At 34.8% G+C, this 25249-nt stretch carries 31 protein-coding genes; 13 read left to right on the top strand and 18 right to left on the bottom strand.

Going from position 1 to position 25249, the window contains the following annotated elements:
• Positions 1-24: 24 nt before the first annotated feature.
• Entirely contained in the window at positions 25-1629 is a 1605-nt protein-coding gene (locus tag AC6CHJ_RS07810; RefSeq protein WP_066787380.1) for an ABC-F family ATP-binding cassette domain-containing protein, read from the top strand.
• Positions 1630-1752: 123 nt separating this feature from the next.
• On the opposite strand, the gene AC6CHJ_RS07815 is transcribed toward AC6CHJ_RS07810, so the two are convergent.
• The 3 genes from AC6CHJ_RS07815 to AC6CHJ_RS07825 form a co-directional block, all read right to left on the bottom strand.
• Positions 1753-1953, bottom strand: a complete 201-nt coding sequence (locus AC6CHJ_RS07815) for a cold-shock protein (RefSeq protein ID WP_066787382.1) — start codon at positions 1951-1953, stop codon at positions 1753-1755.
• Positions 1954-2117: 164 nt separating this feature from the next.
• Positions 2118-2318: a cold-shock protein gene (locus AC6CHJ_RS07820; protein WP_066787385.1), complete on the bottom strand. Its 201-nt coding sequence runs from the start codon at positions 2316-2318 to the stop codon at positions 2118-2120.
• A 203-nt stretch (positions 2319-2521) separates the two neighbouring features.
• Entirely contained in the window at positions 2522-2818 is a 297-nt protein-coding gene (locus tag AC6CHJ_RS07825) for a DUF1033 family protein (RefSeq protein ID WP_249774317.1), read from the bottom strand.
• A gap of 269 nt (positions 2819-3087) precedes the next feature.
• Here AC6CHJ_RS07825 and AC6CHJ_RS07830 point away from each other — a divergent pair, with 269 nt between their 5' ends.
• From AC6CHJ_RS07830 to AC6CHJ_RS07845, 4 genes are all read left to right on the top strand, one after another.
• Positions 3088-3729: a 5-bromo-4-chloroindolyl phosphate hydrolysis family protein gene (locus tag AC6CHJ_RS07830; protein WP_184117476.1), complete on the top strand. Its 642-nt coding sequence runs from the start codon at positions 3088-3090 to the stop codon at positions 3727-3729.
• A gap of 1 nt (position 3730) precedes the next feature.
• The gene (locus tag AC6CHJ_RS07835) at positions 3731-4912 is read left to right on the top strand and encodes a toxic anion resistance protein (RefSeq protein ID WP_498287951.1); all 1182 of its coding nucleotides are present in this window, start codon (positions 3731-3733) and stop codon (positions 4910-4912) included.
• 718 nt (positions 4913-5630) lie between these two features.
• Positions 5631-6989 (top strand): murein hydrolase activator EnvC family protein, encoded by a 1359-nt coding sequence (locus AC6CHJ_RS07840; RefSeq protein ID WP_498287953.1) that lies wholly within the window; start codon positions 5631-5633, stop codon positions 6987-6989.
• A gap of 190 nt (positions 6990-7179) precedes the next feature.
• Entirely contained in the window at positions 7180-7458 is a 279-nt protein-coding gene (locus AC6CHJ_RS07845; protein ID WP_498287955.1) for a hypothetical protein, read from the top strand.
• Positions 7459-7678: 220 nt separating this feature from the next.
• Here AC6CHJ_RS07845 and AC6CHJ_RS07850 read toward each other — a convergent pair whose 3' ends face one another.
• The 3 genes from AC6CHJ_RS07850 to AC6CHJ_RS07860 all read right to left on the bottom strand — a co-directional run bounded on the left by AC6CHJ_RS07850 (position 7679) and on the right by AC6CHJ_RS07860 (position 10838).
• A complete protein-coding gene (locus AC6CHJ_RS07850) occupies positions 7679-9580 on the bottom strand; it encodes a vWA domain-containing protein (RefSeq protein ID WP_498287957.1) in 1902 nt (633 codons plus the stop codon).
• Positions 9581-9590: 10 nt separating this feature from the next.
• Positions 9591-10454 (bottom strand): AAA family ATPase, encoded by an 864-nt coding sequence (locus AC6CHJ_RS07855; RefSeq protein ID WP_249774321.1) that lies wholly within the window; start codon positions 10452-10454, stop codon positions 9591-9593.
• Positions 10455-10640: 186 nt separating this feature from the next.
• Positions 10641-10838: a DUF6501 family protein gene (locus AC6CHJ_RS07860; protein WP_066787407.1), complete on the bottom strand. Its 198-nt coding sequence runs from the start codon at positions 10836-10838 to the stop codon at positions 10641-10643.
• 385 nt (positions 10839-11223) lie between these two features.
• Here AC6CHJ_RS07860 and AC6CHJ_RS07865 point away from each other — a divergent pair, with 385 nt between their 5' ends.
• Positions 11224-11514 (top strand): hypothetical protein, encoded by a 291-nt coding sequence (locus tag AC6CHJ_RS07865; RefSeq protein WP_066787410.1) that lies wholly within the window; start codon positions 11224-11226, stop codon positions 11512-11514.
• Between the two features lie 121 nt (positions 11515-11635).
• On the opposite strand, the gene recQ is transcribed toward AC6CHJ_RS07865, so the two are convergent.
• Positions 11636-13405 carry a DNA helicase RecQ gene (gene recQ, locus AC6CHJ_RS07870; RefSeq protein WP_498287959.1) on the bottom strand — a complete coding sequence of 590 codons (1770 nt, stop codon included), beginning with the start codon at positions 13403-13405 and terminating at the stop codon, positions 11636-11638.
• Positions 13406-13590: 185 nt separating this feature from the next.
• Between recQ and AC6CHJ_RS07875 the strand changes: the two genes are divergently transcribed.
• Complete coding sequence (locus tag AC6CHJ_RS07875) at positions 13591-14505, top strand: DMT family transporter (protein WP_150284493.1); 915 nt, start codon at positions 13591-13593, stop codon at positions 14503-14505.
• A gap of 127 nt (positions 14506-14632) precedes the next feature.
• Here the strand turns inward: AC6CHJ_RS07875 and AC6CHJ_RS07880 are convergent, their stop codons facing one another.
• Positions 14633-15271, bottom strand: a complete 639-nt coding sequence (locus AC6CHJ_RS07880) for an NAD(P)-dependent oxidoreductase (RefSeq protein WP_498287961.1) — start codon at positions 15269-15271, stop codon at positions 14633-14635.
• A gap of 183 nt (positions 15272-15454) precedes the next feature.
• On the opposite strand from AC6CHJ_RS07880, the gene AC6CHJ_RS07885 reads away from it, so the two are divergent.
• Positions 15455-15889 (top strand): Rrf2 family transcriptional regulator, encoded by a 435-nt coding sequence (locus AC6CHJ_RS07885; protein ID WP_498287963.1) that lies wholly within the window; start codon positions 15455-15457, stop codon positions 15887-15889.
• Between the two features lie 148 nt (positions 15890-16037).
• On the opposite strand, the gene AC6CHJ_RS07890 is transcribed toward AC6CHJ_RS07885, so the two are convergent.
• The 5 genes from AC6CHJ_RS07890 to AC6CHJ_RS07910 all read right to left on the bottom strand — a co-directional run bounded on the left by AC6CHJ_RS07890 (position 16038) and on the right by AC6CHJ_RS07910 (position 19283).
• Positions 16038-16559 (bottom strand): P-loop nucleotide/nucleoside kinase family protein, encoded by a 522-nt coding sequence (locus AC6CHJ_RS07890; protein ID WP_392993620.1) that lies wholly within the window; start codon positions 16557-16559, stop codon positions 16038-16040.
• Between the two features lie 78 nt (positions 16560-16637).
• Complete coding sequence (locus AC6CHJ_RS07895) at positions 16638-17282, bottom strand: hypothetical protein (protein ID WP_498287965.1); 645 nt, start codon at positions 17280-17282, stop codon at positions 16638-16640.
• A gap of 86 nt (positions 17283-17368) precedes the next feature.
• On the bottom strand, positions 17369-18130 hold the full coding sequence (locus tag AC6CHJ_RS07900; protein ID WP_498287967.1) for a class I SAM-dependent methyltransferase: 762 nt from the start codon (positions 18128-18130) through the stop codon (positions 17369-17371).
• A 41-nt stretch (positions 18131-18171) separates the two neighbouring features.
• A complete protein-coding gene (locus AC6CHJ_RS07905; RefSeq protein ID WP_392993616.1) occupies positions 18172-18510 on the bottom strand; it encodes a hypothetical protein in 339 nt (112 codons plus the stop codon).
• A 365-nt stretch (positions 18511-18875) separates the two neighbouring features.
• Positions 18876-19283, bottom strand: coding sequence for a hypothetical protein (locus tag AC6CHJ_RS07910; RefSeq protein WP_392993613.1), 408 nt, complete (start codon positions 19281-19283; stop codon positions 18876-18878).
• 147 nt (positions 19284-19430) lie between these two features.
• Between AC6CHJ_RS07910 and AC6CHJ_RS07915 the strand changes: the two genes are divergently transcribed.
• From AC6CHJ_RS07915 to AC6CHJ_RS07935, 5 genes are all read left to right on the top strand, one after another.
• Positions 19431-19946: a hypothetical protein gene (locus AC6CHJ_RS07915; RefSeq protein ID WP_249774330.1), complete on the top strand. Its 516-nt coding sequence runs from the start codon at positions 19431-19433 to the stop codon at positions 19944-19946.
• A gap of 91 nt (positions 19947-20037) precedes the next feature.
• Positions 20038-20235: a twin-arginine translocase TatA/TatE family subunit gene (gene tatA / locus AC6CHJ_RS07920; protein ID WP_066787432.1), complete on the top strand. Its 198-nt coding sequence runs from the start codon at positions 20038-20040 to the stop codon at positions 20233-20235.
• A 280-nt stretch (positions 20236-20515) separates the two neighbouring features.
• Positions 20516-20845 carry an MBL fold metallo-hydrolase gene (locus tag AC6CHJ_RS07925; RefSeq protein ID WP_498288532.1) on the top strand — a complete coding sequence of 110 codons (330 nt, stop codon included), beginning with the start codon at positions 20516-20518 and terminating at the stop codon, positions 20843-20845.
• Positions 20846-20868: 23 nt separating this feature from the next.
• Positions 20869-21108 carry a ComEC/Rec2 family competence protein gene (locus tag AC6CHJ_RS07930; RefSeq protein ID WP_498287969.1) on the top strand — a complete coding sequence of 80 codons (240 nt, stop codon included), beginning with the start codon at positions 20869-20871 and terminating at the stop codon, positions 21106-21108.
• A 94-nt stretch (positions 21109-21202) separates the two neighbouring features.
• A complete protein-coding gene (locus AC6CHJ_RS07935; RefSeq protein WP_498287971.1) occupies positions 21203-21418 on the top strand; it encodes a DUF3006 domain-containing protein in 216 nt (71 codons plus the stop codon).
• A gap of 291 nt (positions 21419-21709) precedes the next feature.
• On the opposite strand, the gene AC6CHJ_RS07940 is transcribed toward AC6CHJ_RS07935, so the two are convergent.
• From AC6CHJ_RS07940 to AC6CHJ_RS07960, 5 genes are all read right to left on the bottom strand, one after another.
• Positions 21710-22309 (bottom strand): YdhK family protein, encoded by a 600-nt coding sequence (locus AC6CHJ_RS07940; protein ID WP_498287973.1) that lies wholly within the window; start codon positions 22307-22309, stop codon positions 21710-21712.
• A gap of 174 nt (positions 22310-22483) precedes the next feature.
• Complete coding sequence (locus AC6CHJ_RS07945) at positions 22484-22804, bottom strand: four-helix bundle copper-binding protein (RefSeq protein WP_498287975.1); 321 nt, start codon at positions 22802-22804, stop codon at positions 22484-22486.
• Positions 22805-22907: 103 nt separating this feature from the next.
• Complete coding sequence (locus tag AC6CHJ_RS07950; RefSeq protein WP_498287976.1) at positions 22908-23486, bottom strand: YdhK family protein; 579 nt, start codon at positions 23484-23486, stop codon at positions 22908-22910.
• Positions 23487-23549: 63 nt separating this feature from the next.
• Complete coding sequence (locus AC6CHJ_RS07955) at positions 23550-24596, bottom strand: sensor histidine kinase (protein ID WP_498287978.1); 1047 nt, start codon at positions 24594-24596, stop codon at positions 23550-23552.
• Complete coding sequence (locus tag AC6CHJ_RS07960; protein ID WP_498288533.1) at positions 24586-25248, bottom strand: response regulator transcription factor; 663 nt, start codon at positions 25246-25248, stop codon at positions 24586-24588. The genes AC6CHJ_RS07955 and AC6CHJ_RS07960 overlap by 11 nt, the downstream gene beginning before the upstream one ends.
• Between the last annotated feature and the right edge of the window lies 1 nt (position 25249).

Raw genomic sequence — 25249 nt, forward strand, 5'->3', positions numbered from 1 at the left:
GTGAATAAGGAGGTACTTACATACATGATTCAAGTAAGTAACGTAGGACTTCGCTATGGCGACCGTAAATTGTTTGAGGATGTAAATATTAAATTTACACCAGGAAATTGCTACGGTTTAATCGGTGCCAATGGTGCAGGTAAATCAACATTTTTAAAAATATTATCAGGTGATATTGAACCACAAGATGGCCATGTCAGCATGAATCCTGATGAACGTCTTGCTGTTTTAAAACAAAACCACTTTGAATATGAGGACTACCAAGTTTTAGAAACAGTAATGATGGGTCACAAACGATTATATGATGTGATGCAAGAGAAGAATGCCATCTATATGAAAGATCCTTTTACTGATGAAGACGGTATTCGTGCCGCTGAGTTAGAAGGTGAATTTGCAGATATGAATGGCTGGGAAGCTGAATCTGATGCAGCTATTCTTTTACAAGGATTAGGTGTTCCTGAATCGATGCATTATATGACAATGCGTGATTTAACAGGATCCGAAAAAGTAAAAGTTTTGTTAGCGCAAGCCCTATTTGGTAAACCTGATGTTCTTCTATTGGATGAGCCGACAAACCATCTTGATTTAAAAGCTATTCAATGGTTAGAGGAGTTCCTTATCAACTTTGAAAATACAGTAATCGTTGTTTCCCATGACCGTCATTTCTTGAATAAAGTATGTACGCATATTGCTGATTTGGATTATAGCAAAATCCAAATTTATGTTGGGAACTATGATTTCTGGTATGAATCAAGCCAACTTGCTCAAAGAATGCTAAATGATCAAAACAAGAAAAAAGAAGAAAAAATAAAAGAGCTTCAAGAATTCGTTGCACGTTTCTCTGCCAATGCATCCAAATCAAAACAAGCTACTTCCCGTAAGAAAATGCTTGAAAAAATTCAACTGGATGATATCAAACCATCTAGCCGAAAATATCCGTATATCAACTTCCAAGTGGAACGCGAAATTGGAAATGATGTATTAACTGTTGAAGGCCTCGGTAAATCAATTGAGGATGAAGTACAATTTAAAGATGTACGTTTCTCAATGAATAAAGAAGATAAAATTATCTTAATCGGCGATGCTCTTGCAAAAACAGCACTTCTTAAAATTCTTGCTGGAGAAGACGAAAACTACGAAGGATCATTCAAATGGGGTGTAACTACTTCTCAAAGCTACTTCCCGCTTGATAATGAAGATTTCTTCCAAGGTAATGAAAAAACATTGGTTGATTGGTTACGTCAATTTTCACCAGAAGACGAAACAGAAACATTTCTACGTGGCTTCTTAGGACGTATGCTCTTCTCTGGAGAAGAAGTAAAGAAATCCCCTGCTGTTCTTTCAGGTGGCGAGAAAGTTCGTTGTATGCTGTCTAAAATGATGCTTTCTCATTCCAACGTACTTTTATTAGATGAACCAACTAACCATTTGGACCTTGAATCCATTCAAGCGCTAAATGAAGGATTAATCAACTTTAAAGGTGCTATGATTTTCACTTCTCATGACCATCAATTTATCCAAACGATTGCAAATCGTGTTATTGAAATTCGTCAAGATGGCTCTATTTTAGATAAACAACTTTCGTATGATGAATTCCTTGAATGGAAAGAAGCAAATAAATTAGATTAAATAAAAAGTGTGTTCTTAAATGAACACACTTTTTATTGTGGTTTTTACACTTTCCTACTCTCTCTTCTGTTCCTATTAAAAACTAAATAAAAAAAGCATCCATAAAGGATGCTTTTGAAAGAATTAAAGTTTTACAACGTTTGCAGCTTGTGGTCCGCGGTTGCCTTCAACAACTTCGAATTCTACTTTTTGGCCTTCTTCAAGAGTTTTGAAGCCTTCGCCTTGAATTGCTGAGAAGTGTACGAATACGTCATCTTCACCTTGAACTTCTAAGAAACCGAAGCCTTTTTCTGAGTTAAACCATTTTACTGTACCTTGTTTCATGTGAGAAAACCTCCAAAAATAAATTTAATACGCAAGTTTCAATCGAAATTAAAATTTTACATATTACAAAAAGCATCTTTTATAAGCTACTCTTTGTAATATATAAATATAAAACTATCTATTTAAAGGAAAGGGGTAAACAAGTTACCCCTGTTAGTTGTGAATTAAAGTTTTACAACGTTTGCAGCTTGTGGTCCGCGGTTACCTTCAACAACTTCAAATTCTACTTTTTGACCTTCGTCAAGTGTTTTGAAGCCATCACCTTGGATAGCTGAGAAGTGTACGAAAACATCGTTTTCGCCATCTACTTCGATAAAACCGAAGCCTTTTTCTGAGTTAAACCATTTTACTGTACCTTGTTTCATGTGAGAAAACCTCCAAAAATAAAGTGAACAAATAAAAATCATTACCTAAAACAAAAATTCACATATTACAGAAAGTACCGAGACAAGCCGATCACTTTTTGTAATATGTGAATGGAAGTTTGCGGTAAATCAATTTCATTTGTTAAATTAAGTATAACACGTTAATTTCCAATGTCAACAATTTTGGTGATTTTTCAAAAAGTTTATAACTTTTTAGTGTGTTGCCCTATTTCTTCCCACACGACCCCATGGTACGTCTGGATATCTTCATCACAGGCCTCGCAAAATTCAATTTCATCTTCAGACCAAAATGCCCAAAAACGCTCTTTTTTCATCGCTTTAAATGGAAATTTGTTCTCAAAATTTGTTAATATATTTTCTAAATATTTCCTTGCCTCTGCTAAATCATCAAACTCTTTTACTGATTGTATTGTTTGCTCCCAACCGTCAAATTGCCACCATGGTTCATAGTCTGCTTTCATATAAATTATCTTGTACATGCTTGTCAATCCTTCATTTTTACTTTTCAACAATTCGTATACATAACAGTTGTCTAAAAGCTTTATTCTCTTCCTTAGGAATTTACTTCATTGTATTACGTGAATCGTTGGATGCCAAAATATTTGCCTAAGCATTCCCTTTCGCATTTATCCAACGAATAGATTAAAATAAAAGAAACAACTAAATTATAAAACAAATCCTTCGGTGAATAATGAAACTTTCTAATCAATCATTCGTATTTAATATTATGGCAGGAGGAGATAAAATAATGCTTAACCTTAAACAAATAACAATTCGACATATACTTAATATCCTCGTGATGGTTGCGACATGGTCAATTAGCTTATGGTTTGACGTGAATTTTGGAATCAGTACGTTGTTAGGTGTCGTTGGTTATGGGATATCAAATATTGCAATAAAATATGTACAGCAGTTTCGATTTTTAAAAAAATGGGGTCTGACCCATTCAGAATATAAACATATCGAAATGCAATTGAGTGAAGCGAACACTGAGCTTCGAAATATTAATCGCTGTTATACGAAGATTCGTTCCATTTCTATATTTAAGCAATTGTTAGAAATGAATCGGATGGCAAAAAGAATCATTAATATAGTACGTAAAAACCCAAGGAAGTTTTACCAGGCAGAACAATTTTTTTATGCACATATTCACTCTGCAAGCGAATTAACTGAAAAGTATGCTCTTCTCTCCACGCAGCCAATCAAAAGTGCAGATGTACATTTAACATTACAAGAGACACGAGATACATTAGAAAGCTTGAATAACGTGATGCAAGAGGATTTACAGACAGTTCTGGCATCCGATATTGAAGAGCTCAAAATGGAGCTGGATTTTGCAAAACTGAACACAACGCCAAAAGAAAAATTGATGCATCGAGAGGAGAATTAGCATGAAGGATTCACCTTCCAATACTTCACATTCAATAGATGATTTACTTAGCAATCCCTTTGATTTGCAGCCGGAGCCCGCTCAAACAAAGGCAATTTCAAATGAAACTAAAAAGACAATGCTCGATACATTGCCAAAAGAAGAGCAAGAAAAAGCAAAGCAACTAGCCGAACAAATTCCAGTTGGAAATTATGAAGCGATTTTAACTTATGGGGCTAACGCACAAACTGAATTGTCACGTTTCTCTCATCAAATGCTTGATCATGTCCAAGGAAAAGATATAGGTCCTGTCGGAGATGTTTTGAAAAGTTTAATGGATAAACTAAATGAATTAGAGCCTGAAGCTTTGCACCAAGAAAAGAAAACAGGACTTAGAAAATTCTTTAGTCGCGTTTCGCACTCAATTCAAGAACTCATGACAAAATATCAAAAACTGAGCACTCAAATCGATCGCATAGGCATTCAACTCGAACATTCTAAGGCTGGTTTAGTGGAAGATGTTCATATGCTTGACGGATTATATGAGCAAAACAAAACCTATTTTAAAGCGCTGAATGTTTATATTGCAGCTGCTGAACTTAAAAAGGAAGAAATTATGACTGACCTTCTTCCACAATTAAGACAAAAAGCTGAAAAATCACAAGACCAAATGGATGTACAAGAATACAACGATCTTACTCAATTTGTAGATCGTCTTGAAAAAAGAATTTATGATTTGCAACTGTCACGCCAAATCACTATTCAAACTGCGCCTCAAATTAGAATGATTCAGCAAACAAACCAAACGCTTGCTGAAAAAATACAATCATCCATTATGACAGCAATCCCGCTTTGGAAAAATCAAATAGCCATCGCTTTAACGCTTAATAACCAGCGCAAAGCTGTGGAAGCACAAAAAGAAGTAACAAAAACAACTAACGATTTGCTTCTCAAAAATTCTGAAATGCTAAAAATAAACACTATCGAAACAGCCAAAGAAAACGAGCGTGGATTAGTTGAAATCGATACACTCAAGAAAACACAAGAAAATCTTATCTCCACTATAGAAGAAACGCTGCAAATCCAACAGGACGGACGCCAAAAACGGAAAGCGGCCGAAATTGAAATTGCCCGAATGGAAGAAGATTTAAAACAGCGTTTATTAGCAATCCATACAAATCAACAACAAAAAAGAGAAAACTAAATACTAAAGACCAGCTTCATTTAGAATCTGGTCTTTTTTTCATTCATACTAAAGTAAATTAAAAAACAATGCTCGTTAGGCCATTGCTTTTTTATTTCGCATAATAAATCGTTAATAATTTTTATATTTACAAATTTATAATATCTCCCATCCACATCAATCCATACAAAACCTTTGTCTGATACATATAACCGGAATGAACCGTCTCTGATTCCAACATACTCCATATAAACATTTGTTGCTTTAGGATTCTTAAGTACTCTCTTTAGTTCTACTCTTTCTAAAATTTTTTCAGCCTTTAAATTTACTTGTCTACCCAGCTTCTTAACAAAACTTAGGCTCCTTTATTTCTCCTTTACCTTCTATCACTTTCTACATAAAAACATAAATAGATGAACAAAATATTTAACCCCGACTTCATATATGACAGATAATACAATTTAAGGATTGATCTGACCATATATTTAAAAAAACTGTAATGAAAGAAATGGAATATAACAGATATAATGGATTTATTGAAAAAAGAGGATCAGAGAATAGAGGTGAAAATTGATAGTACGGATTACATTTTAAGAATAACAGGATGAGATCGTTGTACATAAAGCGTTAAATTTCGAAATGCCCAACGAGAGTAGACTATATCTTGGATTTTTGCTGTGGGTAAATAGATATTTATTAAAAGAGATATTATTTAATTTAACTAGAGGTGGGTTACTAATTGAAAGCACAATCACAAAATTTAAACAAATTCATTGCAGCAACATTAGCATTAACTGTAGCAATTCCATCGGTTAGCGCTAGCGCGGAATCGTTGAATGATTTAAAAACACAACAACAAGAATTAAATCAAAAAAAATCGGACTTATCTTCAAATATTAAACGAAAATCTTCAAAAATAAATCAAACGAAATCTAAAATTGATGTATTCATGAACCAGATTAACAAGCTAAATTCAAAAATAAATAATATGGACCAAAAAATCAATAAAGTCCTCGCAGAAATTGAATCTACAACAAGTTACATAGAAAAACTAAATGCATCAATTACGAAATTAGAAAAAAACATAAAAGAACGTGATGCTTTATTGAAGGATAGAGCTCGCTCTATTCAAGAAAATGGTGGCTCTGTTAGTTACGTAGATGTATTACTAGGTTCTGATAGTTTTGTTGACTTTATAGACAGAATATCAGCTGTCAATACATTAGTAGCCGCTGATCGTGATATTATAAATGAACAAAAAAATGATAAAAAGAAACTTGAAGAACAAAAAAAAGAACTCAAACAAAAACTTGTTGAACAACAAAATAATCGCGATCAATTAAAAGCATTACGAAATTCATTAGAAAGTCAAAAGAAAAATAAAAATAAAGTGATAGATCGTTTAGAAGCAGAACAAGCTAAATTATTAGCTGGTAAACGGTTAGCTGAAAAGGAATATTCAGAGGCACTAACAATTAGCAAGAAAGTACAAGCAAGCATCGTAAAAGAACAAGCACGTTTAGCAAAAGTAGCTCGTCAGGAAGCTGAAAGAGCTCGTCAAGAAGCTGAAAGAGCTCGTCAAGTTAAATCAGCCCGACAAACAAATTCACATGTAAAAAAACCAAGTATTGCAAAAACAGCTTCGGTTTCCAAGCACAGTGAACCAGCAATTACATCTAATGTATCAAGCGGTACTTGGACTAGACCAACAACTGGCACTATAACTTCTAACTCTGGTGTCCGTGATATTGGTGCAGGTGCTGAAGTCCACTACGGAACAGATATTGCAAATGTACAAGGTACACCAATCGTTGCTGCTGCAGATGGCGTTGTCTTCCGCGCAAGCCCATTATCTACTTATGGGAATGTAATAATGATTACTCACTCAATTGACGGGCATATTTGGACAACCGTATACGGGCATTTAAGCGGTTATAATACAAGCGTTGGACAATCTGTTAAAAAAGGACAAGTAATTGGTTATATGGGTTCTACTGGCCGTTCAACTGGTAGCCACTTACATTTTGAAATGCATAACACATCTTGGCAAGGGCAAAAAGTGGGACTAGTAAATCCTTTACGTTACATTTCATTTTAATGCAGAATGAAAAAATGAATTTTGTCTCCACCACTGCTAAAATTATGTAATAAAAAAGGGTTATTCTAATGAATAGCCCTTTTTTATTTAATTAAAACATTAATTGAAAGATGTAAAATAAGATTTTGATTATCTAAAAATCTAAAAAGCGCTACTCTTACTAACAATAATGATAACTACAGGTGAAAAAATGATTTTCAAAATTATTTTAGGTCTCATTGGACTTTTTATTATTTATGGTGGTTTCAAGTTTAGTAAAGCCACTCAAGATAAGTATCTGAAAAAAACAATGAATGATGTCGGTGATGCTACAAGTAATCCAGGTTTTGGTGATGTAGGAATTATTAGCTTCATTATATATTTTATACTTGACTTTATTCTAGAAAAGTCTCCATGGTATATAGTTAAAATACTTATCTTGTTACTAGGTATATTAATTTTTATAACTGCAGTCATTGTACCTTATTAAGTGATCTATTTTTTTCAAATCAGCTTCACCTCTTTTCAAATAATAAAGGCAAGTCTGTTGATTTTCTAATATCTAACATAGTTGATTATTATGAATGAAGAAAAAGGAATTTCTCTAATATCAATTTTTTTAGGATGTACTCCTGTTTTTTTCACTGACTAGCATTCTATCGCTAGAGCATATTTATTTATAAATAGGTTTAAAGAAAATTTACACTCTTCTACTCAGCCGAAATAACAAGCGAAATTAATTTACGAAGCAGCCTGATAGTTACTTCAGTAAACTTTTCTACACTATTAGCTGAAACTGTGTGCGTACCATAAATTGTGTGGAAAAGATGGAGCTGCTCCTCGCTAGGCATCTCTGTGTTTAAAAAGAGATGCAGTACTTGGATACCATGCTTTTCAGCCTCCAGTACGGCCTCTGCCGTATCTTTAATCCCATTTTGTGCATAATCGAATGCAGAAGGCTCACCATCTGAGAAGATCAGCAAGAAGCGGTGCTTTTCATCTCTATTTTTTAACTGCTTCATCATCCAACGGATTGCAAAGCCATCACGGTTGTCTTCATGAGGTTCTAAAGCCATTATAGAAAGACCATTGTCCTTCTGCCCATCCTGTAGCTTATGCAACCATTCAAATGTATTTGGCTGTACCTCCGCTGTTGCTTCATACGCATCTTCATAAAACGAAACAATTTCATGCGTAATTTTCATTTGTCTTAGAACATCATGAAATAACAATACAGCTTTTTTCGTTTCATCCATTTTATCCATCATGGAAGCTGATCCATCAATTAACAATCCGAATACAGCATCGAGCTCTTTTGACTTGGCATTTTTTTGATAGAAGGGCTTTGGATGTTCATCTAATACAAGTGACATTAATTTAGAGGCATTTAGTCTTCCCTTTGTTAAGTGATCTCTCTTTGCGATTTCTTTTTGTGCCATTCTTTTGCGAAATTCAGCAGTCAGTGCTTTTACACTTGGCGATTGTTCCTTTCTCCATACACTTAACATTTCTAAGCTTTGAAAGTCTTTAGCAGGCTGTATGCGTTTTTCTTCAAAAATAACATTGGCATTTTGTTCTCCGTACTCTTTCTTTGCTTTCTTTGTTGTTCGCGGAAGTTTTTTTATATCATTAGGATCGTTTTCAAATACCTTGCCCGATGAATCGGACGCGCTCCCTACCCCTTCTTCAGAAATCTGATTACCTTCTTGTCCTTCTTCAGCTTCTATACTCAATGCCTTGCCTGCATTACCGCGCTCTAATTCATATCGTAGATGTACGCCATTCTCTTCCTGTGTCTCTCTGTGCCACGTTCTAAAAAGCTGCTCAATCGTTTCCTTGGCATTGTCTTTATCACCGCATGCTTGTTCTTTCACACCTTTATGTTCATGGAACTTAGAAGCCTCAGGAATGGCATCCATTAATGCATAGTAATCCAGGACAAGGTCCCTTGCCAAATATTCTTCAATAGCAAAAACAGTTCTTACTGCTAATGCTATACTTTGTGTTGTGCTTCTGACGTCATAGATTTCTTGGAAGAGCATTAAAACAGGCTCAAATTGATCTGCCACTTCAGATTGAGGCAAACGGATCATACCTTCGTGCGCTGCTAAAAATAAGTAAGAAAGAAAACTATCTGCTATAAAGCCTTTTTGGCTGTTAACTTCAAAACGGTGTTTATGTGATTCAATATAAGCCTTCCGACGAGTCTCAAAGGCTTGTTTGGTCCCCGGACGCTTCTTTTCAACCACATCCATTAATCGAAATTCTTCAATCATTAAAGCAAGTTGCTTTATTAGCTTTTTATAAGGATGATCCTTGAATTCTTCTTCCATCTCCAACCACACTCGTACATTAAACTCTCTCCAAAAACCAATCGAAAGCAAATAAATATCTGAAAGTCGACCTAGATGTGTGATTTGCTTGCTACGATGTCGCCAAAAAACACTCATAGCAATTTGTTGCTCCTGCGGCTTTAACTCAATCAATTGACGTTCAGTTAATTGTAATGAGGGTGTATTAGATAAAGCTTTTGAGAGCTGTTCATACTGAAGCATCTGACGGGGATTGATCTGTTCGTTATTAAATTGTATAAACCGACTTAGCTCAGCCACAATTGACCCCTCACTTCATCCATGTTTTCGCTAATTCTAACACTAATTCTTTCTCGCTTGGATCATCAAGTTTTTCAGCTATTGCGTAGCGAATAGCTCGAAGCGGATCCATATACTGTGCTAGTTCTGTTGCATCGAGCAAGCTTCTTACAGAAGCTGCTTCTTCGCTCAACAATCCATTAATGACTTGTTGCTTTAAGTCTTCCGCCAATTGCAACATCAAAATACGTAGGTTTTCTGATAAATCAGGAAATCTTTCTTTCCATAATTCCTCTAGCTGTTCCCCGTTTAAATAAGGAATGCTAAATGATACAAATCGATTCTTCAGTGCCTCATTCATCGGCGCAGTACCAATATAACCTTCATTGATAGCTGCAATTACACTAAAGTCTGGGTGTGCAACAATCACTTCACCAGTAAAAGGATTTGTCAGCATTCTCCGATAGTCCAAAACACTATGCAAGATTGGAAGTGTCTCTGCCTTTGCCATATTAATTTCGTCGATATAAAGAAGATGTCCTTCCTTCATCGCTTTAATGACAGGACCTTCTATAAATTCGATAAACGTTTCACCATCTTTTTGCACTATTGTTTTAAAACCAAGCAAGCTTTCAGCATCCAAATCTACAGAACAGTTAATGCTATGCATGGGCTGATGGAAAAAATCTGAAATGGATTCGGCCATTTTAGTTTTTCCAGCACCTGCTGGTCCTTTCAGCAAAACTGGCTTTTTTAACGTCACTGTAAATAACACATCAAGCCACAGATGGTCATTAGGTGAAATATATCCTCCCTCACCAATTAAAAGTAGTTGCTCTTCATTATACTCTCTGGTTTTTCGTTTTTTTCTTTCCTTTTGTATTAGTTGCTGCATCTCAAAAACCCCTTTCAATATTGTCTTAAATGATATAAAAAAACTTTTCGCTTCCTAGAAGGATGCGAAAAGCAGAGTCATATAGTGATCCGCATTTATGTTCTCAAAACCATTTCTCATATCTATGAATTAATGGTTTGAACTGATGCTTCACACCGTTCATTGTAAGAATGTGAAGTGTTTTCATTATGCAAAGTAGTCTTTATAGTAACCGCCAACAAGACCTGTATTATCAATAATGAAGTAGAACTCTTCTGTTTCATTTTTCACTTCATACTCTTTACCAACTGTTAAAACATTTGATACTAAGTATTTTTTTGCATCTGTGTTGGTACAACGAATTGTTTTGATAGTTGGTGCATCTTTCCAATTTAAATGAATCATACTATTTATTAGCCCCTTTTAAAAATTTAAAACTTCTATAATTCATAACTGAGATTGTCAGCTATACTGCTCCTCCATTTTAAACGATTTTTTACTATTTGTCTTATAAAGCTTATCGTTTATTCAGATTGATGATACAAGCCCTCTCTATATGCTACTATAAGGACAGCATATAATCGGGGGTGTAAATCATGGTAGCTGGGTTACCTATGTGGTTCTTTGCAGGCGCATTTGCTTTTTTTATTATTTTCTTTATTGTCGCCGAATGGATGACTAGAAAATAAATTTCCGTTGTTTAAATTGGATGGTGCCGTGGAATAATGGAGTCATAGAGCTCGGCATGATGCAGGAGGACTTCTGAATTTGCGAAAAGGATGATTTCACGATGAAACTAACCGTTCAAGGAAAAAAGTTCATTACAAACCTAACAAAAGACAACAAATATCATTTGCTACGTTTTTACGCAGTTGCAAACAGGGATGGGCTACAATATGCAGCGGATATTGATACGCCTATTCACACGGATATTATCATGGAGGTAGAAGGCATCCATGTAGCACTTTCCCCCAAGCTACTGCCGATACTGAAAGATAAAATTATTCATTCTGAAACGGTTAATGGTGTGACCGGTATTGTTTTATTAGATGAAGAGCATGCGCATTTGACAACGAATTAAACGTAATTAAAAAAGCCCAAAGCAAATTCTCAAGTCACCAATTTGCTTTGGGCTTTTTGCATGCGTTTTTACGCCTAAAAAAAGAATTTGATTCTTCAAAACGCTATATCATTTAGATTCCTCATTGGTTAACCTGGAATGCGGCGATTCTATTCAAAAACAACTCACCGTATTTCTCAAGCTTATTCTCCCCTACACCGGTTACCTCTAAAAATTCTTGCTCATTGCTAGGCATTTTCGCACACATGTCACGCAGTGTTTTATCAGAAAAAATAACAAACGGCGGAACGTGTGCTTCATCAGCCAACTGTTTCCGAAATATCCTTAAATCTTCAAATAAAGGATCATCTACTGAAATGGCCTTGGATACAATTACTGCTTTTCTTGTAACTTTACACTCTCCAAGCAATACATTTTTCCCTTTTTCTGTAACGAAAATGGTTGGCATGCTACCTTGATTTACTGCCAACAGCTCTTCTGCAATCATAAATTCAATAAAATTAGTTGCGTCTTTAATACTCATGTCACTTAACAAACCATATGTCGAGAGTTTGTCAAAGCCAAATTGCCGCATCTTCTGATTCTTCGAGCCGACTAGAACTTGAGCTACCATTGTTTTTCCGAATTTCTGTCCCATTCGGATGACACAAGACAAGATTTTTTGGCAATCCACTGTAACATCTGTTCGTTCTCGTTCGTCTGTACAGTTGCTGCACTTCCCGCAAGCTTCTGCAGAAGAATCACCGAAATAATGGACGATATAATGCTGAAGACAGCTTTCTGTATGACAATAATCTACCATGCTCTGAAGTTTCTGCAGTTCACTCGCTATTCGCTCACGGTCCTCACTTTGATCAATTAAAAAACGCTGTGTTTGGACATCTTGCGAAGAATATAGCAAAATACATTCACTTGGCAAACCATCCCGACCTGCTCTTCCTGCCTCTTGGTAATAGCTTTCCATATTTTTCGGCATTTGATAGTGAATAACAAATCGGACATTCGATTTATCGATACCCATTCCGAAAGCATTTGTTGCCACCATAACAGATGCTTCTTCATGCAAGAATCGGTTTTGTTCTGTTTGGCGTAATTGTTCAGATAAACCAGCGTGGTATTTTGCAACAGGAATACCCGCTTTTTTCAGAACTTCATATAAATGATCTACTGTTTTTCGAGTAGCACCGTAAATAATACCATTTTCTGAGTGATTCTTTTTCAAAAAGTCTTTAAGATAACGCTCTTTATTCTGTCCGATCATGACTGAAAAACTTAAATTGTCTCGCTCAAATCCTGTCAGTACCGTATTGTCTTCAGGTATGTCCAATTGAGCGCAAATATCTGCTCTTACTGCAGGAGTAGCAGTAGCCGTGAGCGCAGCAAGAGCTGGTTTTTCTTTAAATAAATGTATAAGTCGTCCAATTGCACGGTAGCTTGGCCGAAAATCATGTCCCCATTGTGAAATACAATGTGCTTCATCAATGGCAATAAGTGGCACTGAAAGAGAGGCAATCAAGTTTCTAAAACTCTCAGACTCTAATCGTTCTGGCGCTATGTATAGAAGCTTATATCGCCCCTCTTTAAGTTTCATCATTGTCTCACTGTATTCATAATCATTTAGAGAAGAATTAATATAGGCAGCTTCAATGCCCATTTCTCTCAATGTATCCACTTGATCCTGCATTAATGAGATTAAAGGAGAGATGACAATCGTCGTTCCTTCCATTATCAGCGCTGGTATTTGGTAACAAACCGATTTCCCACCACCTGTTGGCATAACGCATAGGCATGGTTCATTCGATAAAATGGTTTCTATTACTTTTTCCTGCCCTGACCGAAATTGGTTGTAGCCGTAGTAATGTTTTAGATATTCTATTGCCTTTTCTATCATCATGTCGGCTCCTTTTTATACTTAATATTACCCCTATTGTAACATGTCTAGCGTTTAGCTTGGAGGTTTCGTAAAATGAATAATTCCAATCATTTAGCCTTACGAAACAAAAAATTCTTTTCAGATTCTATAATTCCCCGTATAATATTAAAGTTATATATAAAAAAAGAAGGAGCCAATTGTATATGTGGTTTTTATTTTCAATCTTGACTGCTCTAGCATGGGGAGGAGCAGATTTATTTTATAAAAAAGGATCCAATAGCGAAGATCGATTCAGCCATTTGAAAATTGTTGTAATGGTCGGTCTTGTTATGGGTATCCATGCAACCATCTTTTATCTTTATAAAGATATAGACTTCCACCTTTTTGATATGGTTAAATATTTGCCTGTCTCTTTCTTCTATATCGTCTCTATGACTGTGGGCTATGTAGGTTTACGTTATCTTGAGCTATCGATTTCATCACCAGTTCAAAACTCCTCTGGTGCCATTACAGCTATTTTACTATTTATATTTTTCCAACAAGACATTGACTGGATTCATATTTTAGGGGTTATTGTTATTACTGTAGGTGTTATTGGAATTGCAGTTGTCGAAAAACATGAGGAAGATAAAATGATGCGCCTAAATCAAGTGAAAGTAGATAAAAAATATCAGCTTGGTTTTATGGCTGTATCATTCCCAATTATTTATGCGCTATTAGATGGGGCCGGCACATTTGCGGATGGTATTTATCTGGATGAATTAAAATTAATGTCTGAGGATACTGCATTGTTAGCATATGAATATACATTCTTTATTTGCGCTGTTTTCGTGTTTATCTATTTAAAATTATTCAAAAAAGTTTCTTTCAATGTATTTAAGGAACGAGATAAAGGATTAGCTGCCATTTTAGAAACAACCGGTCAATTCTTCTATGTCTATGCAATGGGATCATACGCAATCATCGCCGCACCTCTTATTGCTTCTTACAGTATTTTCTCTGTCATTTTGTCTCGTATCTTCTTAAAAGAGAAGTTAACACCAAAGCATTACTTTGTAATTGCTATTGTAATGATTGGTATTATTATTCTTGGTATTGCTGATGCGGATGAGGCTTAGTACAAAGAGATGCTACTGTTTTTAATAATAATTTAATAGCTTTATTACATTAAAGAAGAGCATTGAAGCAAATTCAATGCTCTTTTTAATAGAAGCTAGAGGGTGTAGATAAATCCATTTGTCGATATTATTCTGCTTCTCCAACAACTGTACACCGTTCATTTACATGTTGAGGGTCTTCAATCTCATCCAATACTGCTATAGCATAGTCAGCATAGCTGATATAGCTTTCCCCTTTTGAATTAACTAAGAGATGATCTTCTCCAGATTTATATGAACCAGTTCTTTTTCCTTCCGCATCAAACACTGCAGAAGGACTAATAAATGTCCATTTAATATTAGAAGTTTCCTTTAATTCTTGTAAATTTCGTCCTTGTCCTTTTGCAGTTGGTTTAAATATCTCAGGAAAATCAGGTGTTTCCATTACTGTAACTGTTTTGTTTTCGTCTACATAAAGACTACCAGCTCCCCCTACAATAATTGCTCTTGTATCAGTGCCTTTTAGTGCCTCAATTAATGCATGTCCAGCATCCACATGGGCTTGTTCTTCTCCAAGAGCCGCACCGAATGCGTTAACAACTACTTCAAAGTTTTTTAAATCATTAGATGTAAGGTCAAATATAGTTTTCTCCAGAACCTCAATGTTCTTGTCACCAATTTTTGAAGCGTTTCTTATAATAGCAGTCACTTCATGTCCACGACTAATAGCTTCTTTTAAAATAAGGCTTCCAGCTTTACCATTTGCACCAATAATACCAATTTTCATTTTAAGTACCTCCATATATAAAATGTAACCACCACAGTTACTTGTAACCATAATAATTACATTTAAAACGTATGTCAACACTTTTATTTTCTTTCTAACCGTTCATTTATTTTTAATATACTTGTAATAAAAAGAATTACAGGTGTATTATTGTGGTACATCTATAAGTAAAGGGTGAAAATATTGTCCATTAGTAGTCGATTTTCAGTAGGCATTCATATATTAGCTCTTATTGCAATCAATAAAAATGAGAGAAGTACTTCAGAATTCTTAGCAGGTAGTGTAAATACAAATCCAGCTGTCATCCGAAAAATTATGGGCATGCTTAAAACCGCAGGGTTGGTAAATGTCCAACCTGGCATAGCAGGAGCCCAACTCGCAAAGGATCTATCTGCCATTACACTGTTTGATGTTTATAAAGCAGTGAATGTGGTTCAGGAAAAAGAGCTGTTTTCTATACATGACAATCCAAATCCCGAATGTCCAGTAGGAAAGAACATCCAGAGTACAATTGAACCTTTATTTATAACAGCCCAATCAGCAATGGAGAAGGTATTAAATAGTCTTACTTTAGAGGATGTAGTGAAGGATATCAATGATAAAGAAAATATCTGTTAAAAGAGCATTCATATGAATGCTTTTCTGTTTTCTATTACACTTTTGTATCATTACATTGACAGCCCAAAAAATATCTTCTTCATAATAAATATGCTCTAGAACTTTTTGAATAAATTATCACTTCTATTATACAAAGAAAGAATATAATTCATTCGTTAATATAATTCATAACCTTATCCATATAGCTGTCCATAGTTTTACCAGTATCAACAACCAAGTATTCATAATCAGTTGGCTTTTTGCTACTTTCTAAGGTTTTTTTAAAAGCCTCTTCAGAATGTATCTCTCTTATTTGACTTGTCATGCTTTCTCGTTTTATTAATCTATAATTTATTTCATTAAAGTTATTAAGGTAGCACTCAATGTATTTATATTTCACACTATACTTTTTAGACAAACCTATTCCTTTATCAACTATTTCTTTATAAAGGCAGGGACTATCAAATATTACATTTTGGCCTTGAGATAAATGAAATTCAATTAAAGACCAATCAATATTGTATGATATCTTACCTGTTTTGACATCAACCGGAATATTCTCTATCGAATGTAATAATGCAGATTTTACAATGTCATGGTCTATTATAACTGCACCTGTTCTCTTAGCAATTTGTCGAGATAGTGTGGACTTTCCCGAGCCAGGGAAGCCAGACATTTGAATAAAAAACATTGTTCAACACCATTTCTTATATTTTTTTATATCAATTACTCATTTGCTTAATACTTCTGAAATCCACCAAATCTAATCTTAAAAAGCATCTGCAAAAGCACCATAGGGATCTTTCAAAAAATCTCTTTTATCATTGATTACATTATTAAAATCCATTTCCAAATAGTACATCGCCTTGCTTAGATCATCATAGAAAAATGGGACAAATTCTAGTTCTTTAAAATGGTACACTTCAATGGACTTTTCATTATTTCGATGAGCTTCAAAAATACGATGATTACCATTGATACAATGAGGCATATTCCCCATTAAACGCTGACTTTGAAGTATCATGACAGGATTTTTATGATTCGTTTTTATGTTATTCAAATCTTTATTTATATTCCCTTCGTCAACCGAGGCAATAATTTGAGTTGGATTAAAAATTGTTGGGTTGATACCTTCTTTTTTTATAAGCGCAGTAGCACCATCTATATCTAAGGCATATTCAAATATTTCTGTTGGAAACACTGCATACAATGAGAATGTCTCTTGTCCAATTGGATGGACTACCGGGTAAATCTCATCCTTTAGATACTGCCCTACAATTTCATTCCACTTTGAAGCAGTTCTCACTCCATAATTCGATTTATTCTCCATTTCCTGAGTACGCATTTGAAAGTGTTTTAGTGGATTAAAACACCTTGATGCCTCTTCATAATATTCAATTTGATTTTTAATCAAAGCCCTCTCCCCTCCCTCTACAATCTGATCAATACCATCATTGTTTTCAATACGCCATCAAACGAGCGCCCTATCCTTATGATATATTACTTAATAGCTTTAGTAGCAATATAACACGGCATATATTGTGTTAATGTTCCTTTATGATGATAATCCTCATAAAGATCTTTCAACTGAAATCCAGCTTTGATTTGACCACCGATTTGAGATTCTAATGAATGACTAAATTGTATACCGCCATTTTTTCTTAAATCCTCATGATTCTCTTCATTATTTTCTAACCCATTATAAGGTAGTTTATGTACTACTTTCAGTTCATCCACTCCCTCACCAAATAAATAGAGGGCAGGGTTTGCAAAACCAGAGAGTAGAACACCACCTTTTTTTAGAATTCTATAGCACTCTCGCCACACGTGTTCCACATCTTGAACGAAACAATTAGAGACGGGGTGAAATATCATATCGAAAGACTCATCTTCAAACGGTAGATGTTTAGCCATGTCTCCTTTGATAATATTTATTGTATACTCTTCTCTTTTCGCAACTTCTTTATCTAACTCAAGCTGATTATCCGAATAATCAAAAACTGTAATATCTGCTTTCTGAGCAGCGAAAATAGGACATTGTTGACCTCCTCCCCTTGCAAGCCCCAAGACTTTAGCACCCTCTAAAGGGATAAACCACTCTTTAGGAACAGGTTGACATGGAGTGAGATACATTTCGAATATCCCTTTAGTTGCTTTTACATAATCATCGTGGCTAATTGACAATGACCACTCGCCCCCCGAAGAAGCCCAATCATTCCACATTTCCGAATTTATTTTCGTATATTCGTTCTCTTCATTCACTTTAAACTCTCCTTAACTATGTTTCGGTTCTTCCTAGATTATTAATTCCCAGCTGGAGGAATTACACCCGAAACAAGCAAAATAAATAATAGTAACCCAATCAATAAATATAAAATAGAAGCATTAAAAACGGGACCTCTTTTGAACACAAAAGGCTCACTTTTTTGAATATAGCCCGTCTCACCTCGCAGTTGAGTAGAACGAATTTCAGAAGCCCTACCCCCACTGCTAGAAAAATAGTAAATGATAATAGTACATGCCAAGCCTATAAAAAACATCACTTCGATGAAACGTACAGAAAATCTCGTAGCTGCAAAGAATGTAATGGCTGCCTCAATGGCGATAGTGATAGCTATAATTAACCAACTCTTCTGTTTCACTTTTTTCCTCCATATATTGTATTTACTTATATAATTTTAACAGATTAATTAGCTATTTTTTAATAAATATAAATATTTTTTCTATTTAAATTATTATCAAGTATTACTTCGATTTCTTTTCACATAAATAGGCTCAAATTTTTATTTGAGCCTTAATAAATAGTATAAATTGTGTTATCTAATTACCTTTGTTAGGTTTTCTCTTGTAGTATAAGTGAACAAGAATGACAGCCAACGGGGGGAAAACAAACAATACGACATGCGTTATTTTGAAAATAATAAAAGTCACAAATAAACTGATTACTAAACTAACCACATACCAAATCCACATCATTTTCTACACTCCATTTTTTCTTACTAGTATATCATTCCTTAGCTAGATCAGTTTTTGAGAGTAGCTTTGCAAGAAATTCTTTATCTTCATCTTCTACCTGATAATAAGAATATGGACGCTGATAGTCTGTAAAAAATACGCGGTCTTTTTTTCTATCTATCCATACGGAGTAATTACTCACTACTGCATTTTGATTATCATCTCTAAATTGAATGTAGTATGGTTTTAAATTTGCCAATTCCTTTTCTGATATCTTTATACTTCCCCCATTATCAAATAGTTCTTTCCCTTTTTGATATAGTTCCTCATCGCGTATAGATTTTACTAATTGTAATGTTCCAGTTTTGTCAACGGCGCCTGTTTGGACGGAATGATTGGGCGCCATGCAACCAAAAAGCATCAAAATAAAACACATACTGCTCCATTTTAGCCACTTCATCACATCACCTTCTTCTTAGCTTTTTATCAGCTATTTCCATCTTTCATTATTCTTATGAGTATTTTTCCGATATTCTTTTTTTCAAAACCTTCGGTGCATATGGCTATATCTGATATGATAGTATTGTTGGGAAAAGGAGGCATATCTATGAAACAAAGTGAACTGCGTAAAAGAATGCTGCGCAATGAAGACAAGTTAAAGTATTTAGATGCAGAATTAAGGGTTATTCAATCTAAGTTTGATATTGAATTCACTCGTTTTCTAAAGAAGATTGGTTTAATTGATTATGATGAGATATTTGAAAACAGGGCAACTATCGGAAAGTTATTTCAGGATTTGCCTGAAAGCAGTCCAATAAAAAAAGCGTATCAAAAACATTTTAAACATCATCTTGCTGAATTGTTTTTTAACCTTTCTATTGAAAATGAACGCTTTAAAGTAGAAGTGATGTTAAATAATGATGAATATATTATGCTTGAAGAAGACAAAGAAAAAATAGCTCCATTAATTAATGACATTCATATAGCAATCGAGAAGATACAATCAGAATATATGGCAATCCAGCAAAAGTATGTGGATATGCGTTATGAAGCTATGTTGCCTGCAGACGCATTAATAGAAGAGAAAAAAAGAATTGAACAAGAGTTACAACAAATTCAATAAAACATTTTTCTAGCTGTGTGTTTCATATCTGTCGTTTGAGGGTATACTAAAAGCAAGCAATAGCAATTTTATATTAATAGGAGGGTTTCTTATGGGACTAGCTAGTATCGGTGTGCCCGGATTAATCGTTATTCTTATTATTGCATTGATTGTATTCGGACCTTCCAAATTACCTCAAATCGGCAAAGCAGCTGGTGATACTATTCGAGAATTTAAAAATTCAACCCAAGATTTGCGAGATGAAGTTACTGTCACCAAAAAAACAGACGATGAAAATAAACTCAATTAAGTTATAAAGAGCAAACTTATGTTTTGCTCTTTTTTAGTTGTTTCATTAAAGAAAAAAGGAAGAAGGAAATAAAAACATGACAAAAAAATATTAACGCAAACTCTACTATCTACTAGTAGGGTTATTAGTCCTTACCGGGTGATCAGAATTAACAAAAAAACCAATAAACGGTAACCTAACTCCCAATCAATTTGATTCTGCTGAACAAGTAAAGGTATCTATTTTAGATATTGGTCAAGGAGATGCTATTCTAATTCAATCAACAAAGGAAAACATACTAATTGACGGCAAGAATAAAGGACAAGGTAAAAATGTTATACAATATCTTAAAAAATTTAATGTTAAACAATTGAATGCAGTCATCTCAACTCACCCGGACGCTGACCATAATGGCGGTTTAGCAGATGTGATAGAAGCTTTTCCTGTTAAATCCGTCTTTGCTCCTCGCTTAACACATACAACCATTGCTTATCGGAACTTTCTACAATCCGTAAATGCAAAACAACTAAAAATACATGTAGCAAAAGAAGGTATATCAATACCAGTTGAAGAAAATATGCTAAGCTTCAATTCATTGGTCCTACAAAAGAATATGCACAGAGTGATCTAAACGATTGGAGTGCAGTACTACTAATGCAATATGGCGCAAATAAATTTTTATTTACAGGAGATGCGGAAACAAGAGCTGAAAAAGATATGTTGGCTGCTCATTTGATTCCTATAGTGGATGTGTTAAAAGTTAGCCATCACGGTGCTAAAGAATCAACAAATGCTAATATCTTATCACAAGCAAATCCAACATATGCTGCCATTAGCGTGGGCTTAGATAACCGTTATCATCATTCAACAGCAGAGGCACACTCAACCGCTTAAAAAAGCTCATGCTAAAATTTACAGAACAGACGAACAAGGCACAATTACATACAGAATTAATGAGAAGAATAAAGGTGTAAAGAAGGTGAAATAAGTGCAAAAAGGGGTTGTGGAACGATTTAAGGGAGAATTAGCTGTCATTGAAATAGATGGAGTAACTGTGGATTACCCTAAAAAAATAATACCAAAGGAAGTACAAGTAGGTGATTTATTGATAATCGAGAATGACACTATTTCCATAGATGCCGACGGAACTAAACATTTAAAAATAGAAATTGATAATTTGGCGGACGAATTATTTGAAGAATGATTATTAAAGTTGAATGGCTTTGGGCGTATATTCAAAAACATGATGATGGATCATACGTCCTTCCACTTTCCCAATACGACTATTCTTTCAAGAATAACAGAATATAATTGTTTTTTCAGCAAAATATATGATATCATAAAAGTACATAATGTAAGTAAATATATATCATAAGGAAAAGCGAGGGATGAGCAATCATTTCTCGCTTTTTCATTTGTTTAACTTTTTCATTTAATATTAGTAAACTATAAAATTGTAATTCTGTGGTCATCAATTAATAAAAATTAAAAATAGTTATTGCTCTTTCGTTAATTCGCTTTCTATTACCCATTTATAGTTTCTTTCTTTCGCTTCTCCTGTAGTCGGTTGATAATTAATCATGTAGACGTTTGTTTTTTTGCCCGTAATAATCCTTGCTCTTGCTCCCTTCATTCCTGGTAAATGATCCGCTTCTAACGTAATATGTTCTCCTGGTTGCAACAGTTTATCTTTCGATTTTTGTATCTCTTCTTGCACAATCCATTTGTAGCCCATTACTTCTCGAACATCTGATGTTTTTGCATAATCTACCTGGTATGCTGTTGAATCATAAGCACCCACAATAGTCCCTTTTGCTCCTTTCATCCCTTCTTTATGGGTGGCCAATACGGCTACTCGACTACCGACAGGATATGCTGGTGTCGAAGCTTTTTTTATGTTTGGAGGGACAATCCCTGAGTTGTAATCTTCCACATCAGTATTATCCGTAACGGAATGTTTAGTTTCCATATTTAAATGATCATCTGGAGCTAAATTTATATTTTTGTTAACTTTTTTTGTATCGCTATTGCCGCAAGCAGCAAGCACTAAAATTGTCAGTAAAATATACACTAGCGTAACTGGTTTCTTAATCATTTTTTCCTCCCATAATTTTGATATGGGTAGTATGTACATTCATCTATATTTTATTTCTTTCAATAAAAAACAATTTAAAAAGACGGCGAGGATTAAACAACGTTTAATCCATTTGTTTTGATACACAAACAACAAGAAGAGCTAGAGGTACTCTAGCTCTCACGAAATGGATAGTTATTTTGCCATACTACGGCAAGCTTCTGCGCATCGATAGCAGGCTTCTGCACATTCTTGACAGTGTTGATGGTCATGCTTTTTACATTTATTTCCGCATGCTTCACAAATTTCCGCACATAGTTTACAGATTAATGAAGCAAATGGACTGTTAGATTGCATTGATTTAATAGCTAGCGCACAAATGTCAGCACATTCGCGGTCCATTCGAATACACTCTACCATCATTTTTACATTTTCTTCTTTCAAACATGCATCATAACAACGATTGCACGCCTCCATACAGTCTATACAAGCTTGAATACACTCTTCATAATTCATAATAATACCTCCTGTTAATTTGCTCTCTTTTTTATTATTCCCACCTATAAATTTCATAAACACAAAATCCTCCAACCTGAATTTCGATTGGAGGGTTTTGTGTTTATTCTTTAGTTAGTTCATCTTCTGTAACCCATTTATGATTTTTCACTTCTTTGTCGCCATTTGTCGGCGTATAGTTAACCATATAAACGGTCGTATCTTTCGAGGAATCAATGATGCCTTTTGCACCCTTCATTCCTTTCATATGATCTGCTTCTAATGTCACTTCGTCACCATTTGCGAACTTTTTATTGTCCGCATCTTTGATTTCTTGCTGGATGACCCATTTATGATTTTTCACTTCTTTACCACCATCTGTTGGCTTATAAGATACTGAATAAACTGTTGTGTCATATGCCCCAACAATTGTTGCTTTGGCTCCCTCCATTCCAGGCATATGGTCGGTATGCATAATTGCTTTGGAGCCTATTTTAAAGGTTGGATTTTTAGCTTCTTGCAATCCAGTTGGTACTTCTCCTGAACTAGAGTGATCCATATTCATATGATCGGAATTCGTATTCTGTTGTTCAGTTGTCTTTGCTTGCTCTCCTTTCTTTTGGTCGCCTTGTTGATCATTGCATGCTACTAATGCAAATGCAGTTGTAATGGATAAGAATCCCATGGTCCATTTTTTATTCAATTTAAACTCCTCCTCTATCTACTTCTATTAACATGTCAAAGATATCGTAAACATATGTAGAAATTATGAAGAAATAGGTAGAGAAATCGTAAATGTAGTACCTTTGTCTAGAAGACTTTTGACAAAAACTTGTCCACCATGTGCTTCGACTAGCTTTTTCGTAATCGTCATGCCAATTCCAGAACCTTTATAATTATTTTGCCCTCTATAATTTCGTTCAAATAATTTGCTGGATGTTTCTTCGTCCATACCACATCCGTTATCTGAGATAATTATTTGAAGTTCCTCTTGTGATTTATTCATCAATTGAATTTCCAGAGTCCCTTTTACCGGAAGATGGAAAAGTGCATTCTTAATGATATTATGCAGAATTTGATTTAAGCGTAATGAATCGACAGAAGCAAAAATACTCTGGTCCAGCGCCAAATTTACTTCTATTTTTCTTTCAAGCAGTTCACTTGCAAGAGATATGACAGCACTCTCTATAATGGGAGCAACCTGATGAAGTTGCTTGTTGATTTTAAAAGTTGGACTATTAATATCATTTAATGTATCCAGCTCACCTACCAGCAAAATAAGACGATCAATTTCTTCAATACACGCTTCAAGCCTTTTCGGAGTTGCCTTCCATACGCCATCCTCAAAAGCGCTCAAATAACTCTTCACAGATGCTAAAGGATTACGAATTTCGTGGGCTAAATCTTGTGTCATTTCTTTTCGCCGAACCTCATAAACACTCAATGTTTTATCTAATGTTTTCAAGGACTGTCCTAATTGGCCAATCTGATCATCAATTGTATAGGCAATATTCAAATCTCTTTTCCCTTTGACTAACTGTAAAGCAAAATGATTCAACTCTTGAATTGGCTTAGTCAAAGTCCGAGCTATGAAAAAACTGGACACTAAAATAATGATAAACAACAAACCGATTGACCAGATAGCTGTTTCAGCAAGCGCCATGTCAAAATGATGAATAATTTCTTCCGCATCTTTAAGTTGTAACATCATTAAATGTTCATGCCCTTTATATAACAGGATTGCAGTGATTATAAGAAGCATTGTTAAAGAAAATGCAGCAATAATAAAGGCGATTCTAACTTTAAATTTCATCTTCATCCGCCATTTCGTTCATTTTATACCCAATACCAAAAACTGTTTGTATATAGTCATAGTTCAGCTTTTTACGCAGATTTTTTATATGCTGGTCAACAACACGAGGATTATTCTCTTGTACACCACCAACCATTTTGTACAGTAAATCTTCCCGGCTGTATACCCTTTTAGGATTTTCAGCAAGCAAGCATAAAATCGTTGCTTCATGCTGTGTTAGTTGTATCGTTTCCTCCTGTCTTTTAACTGTATTCAATTCTTTAAGAATAGTTAGGTCTCCAAATCTAATCACATCTTGCTGTGTTTTTAAGGGAAGGAGTCTTTCAGCCCGAATCAGTATCTCTTTTGGATGAAATGGTTTGACCACATAGTCATCTGCACCACTGTTAAAGCCGTTCACCTTATCTTCAATTGATATTTTGGCTGTCAGCATGATGACGGGTATTTGATAGTTCAATTTGGCATACCGACAGATTTCCTCCCCATCCATATCCGGTAGCATTAAATCCAAAATAATCATATCAAGCGGTATATTGTCCATCATCTCAATAGCCTTTTCCCCTGTATTTGCTACACAGGTTTGATCTCCATTTCTCTCAAAATAAGATGTTAAGACATCTGTTATTTTTTGTTCATCATCTATTATTAACACT

Source organism: Rummeliibacillus sp. GQ308 (assembly GCF_059759115.1).

What these genes read in the sequence shown, in the direction of transcription:
- AC6CHJ_RS07810 (WP_066787380.1), top strand. Translation starts at nt 25, where the DNA reads ATGATTCAAGTAAGTAACGTAGGACTTCGCTATGGCGACCGTAAATTG.
- AC6CHJ_RS07815 (WP_066787382.1), bottom strand. Translation starts at nt 1,953, where the DNA reads ATGAAACAAGGTACAGTAAAATGGTTTAACTCAGAAAAAGGCTTCGGT.
- AC6CHJ_RS07820 (WP_066787385.1), bottom strand. Translation starts at nt 2,318, where the DNA reads ATGAAACAAGGTACAGTAAAATGGTTTAACTCAGAAAAAGGCTTCGGT.
- AC6CHJ_RS07825 (WP_249774317.1), bottom strand. Translation starts at nt 2,818, where the DNA reads ATGTACAAGATAATTTATATGAAAGCAGACTATGAACCATGGTGGCAA.
- AC6CHJ_RS07830 (WP_184117476.1), top strand. Translation starts at nt 3,088, where the DNA reads ATGCTTAACCTTAAACAAATAACAATTCGACATATACTTAATATCCTC.
- AC6CHJ_RS07835 (WP_498287951.1), top strand. Translation starts at nt 3,731, where the DNA reads ATGAAGGATTCACCTTCCAATACTTCACATTCAATAGATGATTTACTT.
- AC6CHJ_RS07845 (WP_498287955.1), top strand. Translation starts at nt 7,180, where the DNA reads ATGATTTTCAAAATTATTTTAGGTCTCATTGGACTTTTTATTATTTAT.
- AC6CHJ_RS07855 (WP_249774321.1), bottom strand. Translation starts at nt 10,454, where the DNA reads ATGCAGCAACTAATACAAAAGGAAAGAAAAAAACGAAAAACCAGAGAG.
- AC6CHJ_RS07860 (WP_066787407.1), bottom strand. Translation starts at nt 10,838, where the DNA reads ATGATTCATTTAAATTGGAAAGATGCACCAACTATCAAAACAATTCGT.
- AC6CHJ_RS07865 (WP_066787410.1), top strand. Translation starts at nt 11,224, where the DNA reads ATGAAACTAACCGTTCAAGGAAAAAAGTTCATTACAAACCTAACAAAA.
- recQ (WP_498287959.1), bottom strand. Translation starts at nt 13,405, where the DNA reads ATGATAGAAAAGGCAATAGAATATCTAAAACATTACTACGGCTACAAC.
- AC6CHJ_RS07875 (WP_150284493.1), top strand. Translation starts at nt 13,591, where the DNA reads ATGTGGTTTTTATTTTCAATCTTGACTGCTCTAGCATGGGGAGGAGCA.
- AC6CHJ_RS07880 (WP_498287961.1), bottom strand. Translation starts at nt 15,271, where the DNA reads ATGAAAATTGGTATTATTGGTGCAAATGGTAAAGCTGGAAGCCTTATT.
- AC6CHJ_RS07890 (WP_392993620.1), bottom strand. Translation starts at nt 16,559, where the DNA reads ATGTTTTTTATTCAAATGTCTGGCTTCCCTGGCTCGGGAAAGTCCACA.
- AC6CHJ_RS07910 (WP_392993613.1), bottom strand. Translation starts at nt 19,283, where the DNA reads ATGAAGTGGCTAAAATGGAGCAGTATGTGTTTTATTTTGATGCTTTTT.
- AC6CHJ_RS07915 (WP_249774330.1), top strand. Translation starts at nt 19,431, where the DNA reads ATGAAACAAAGTGAACTGCGTAAAAGAATGCTGCGCAATGAAGACAAG.
- tatA (WP_066787432.1), top strand. Translation starts at nt 20,038, where the DNA reads ATGGGACTAGCTAGTATCGGTGTGCCCGGATTAATCGTTATTCTTATT.
- AC6CHJ_RS07930 (WP_498287969.1), top strand. Translation starts at nt 20,869, where the DNA reads ATGCAATATGGCGCAAATAAATTTTTATTTACAGGAGATGCGGAAACA.
- AC6CHJ_RS07940 (WP_498287973.1), bottom strand. Translation starts at nt 22,309, where the DNA reads ATGATTAAGAAACCAGTTACGCTAGTGTATATTTTACTGACAATTTTA.
- AC6CHJ_RS07945 (WP_498287975.1), bottom strand. Translation starts at nt 22,804, where the DNA reads ATGAATTATGAAGAGTGTATTCAAGCTTGTATAGACTGTATGGAGGCG.
- AC6CHJ_RS07955 (WP_498287978.1), bottom strand. Translation starts at nt 24,596, where the DNA reads ATGAAATTTAAAGTTAGAATCGCCTTTATTATTGCTGCATTTTCTTTA.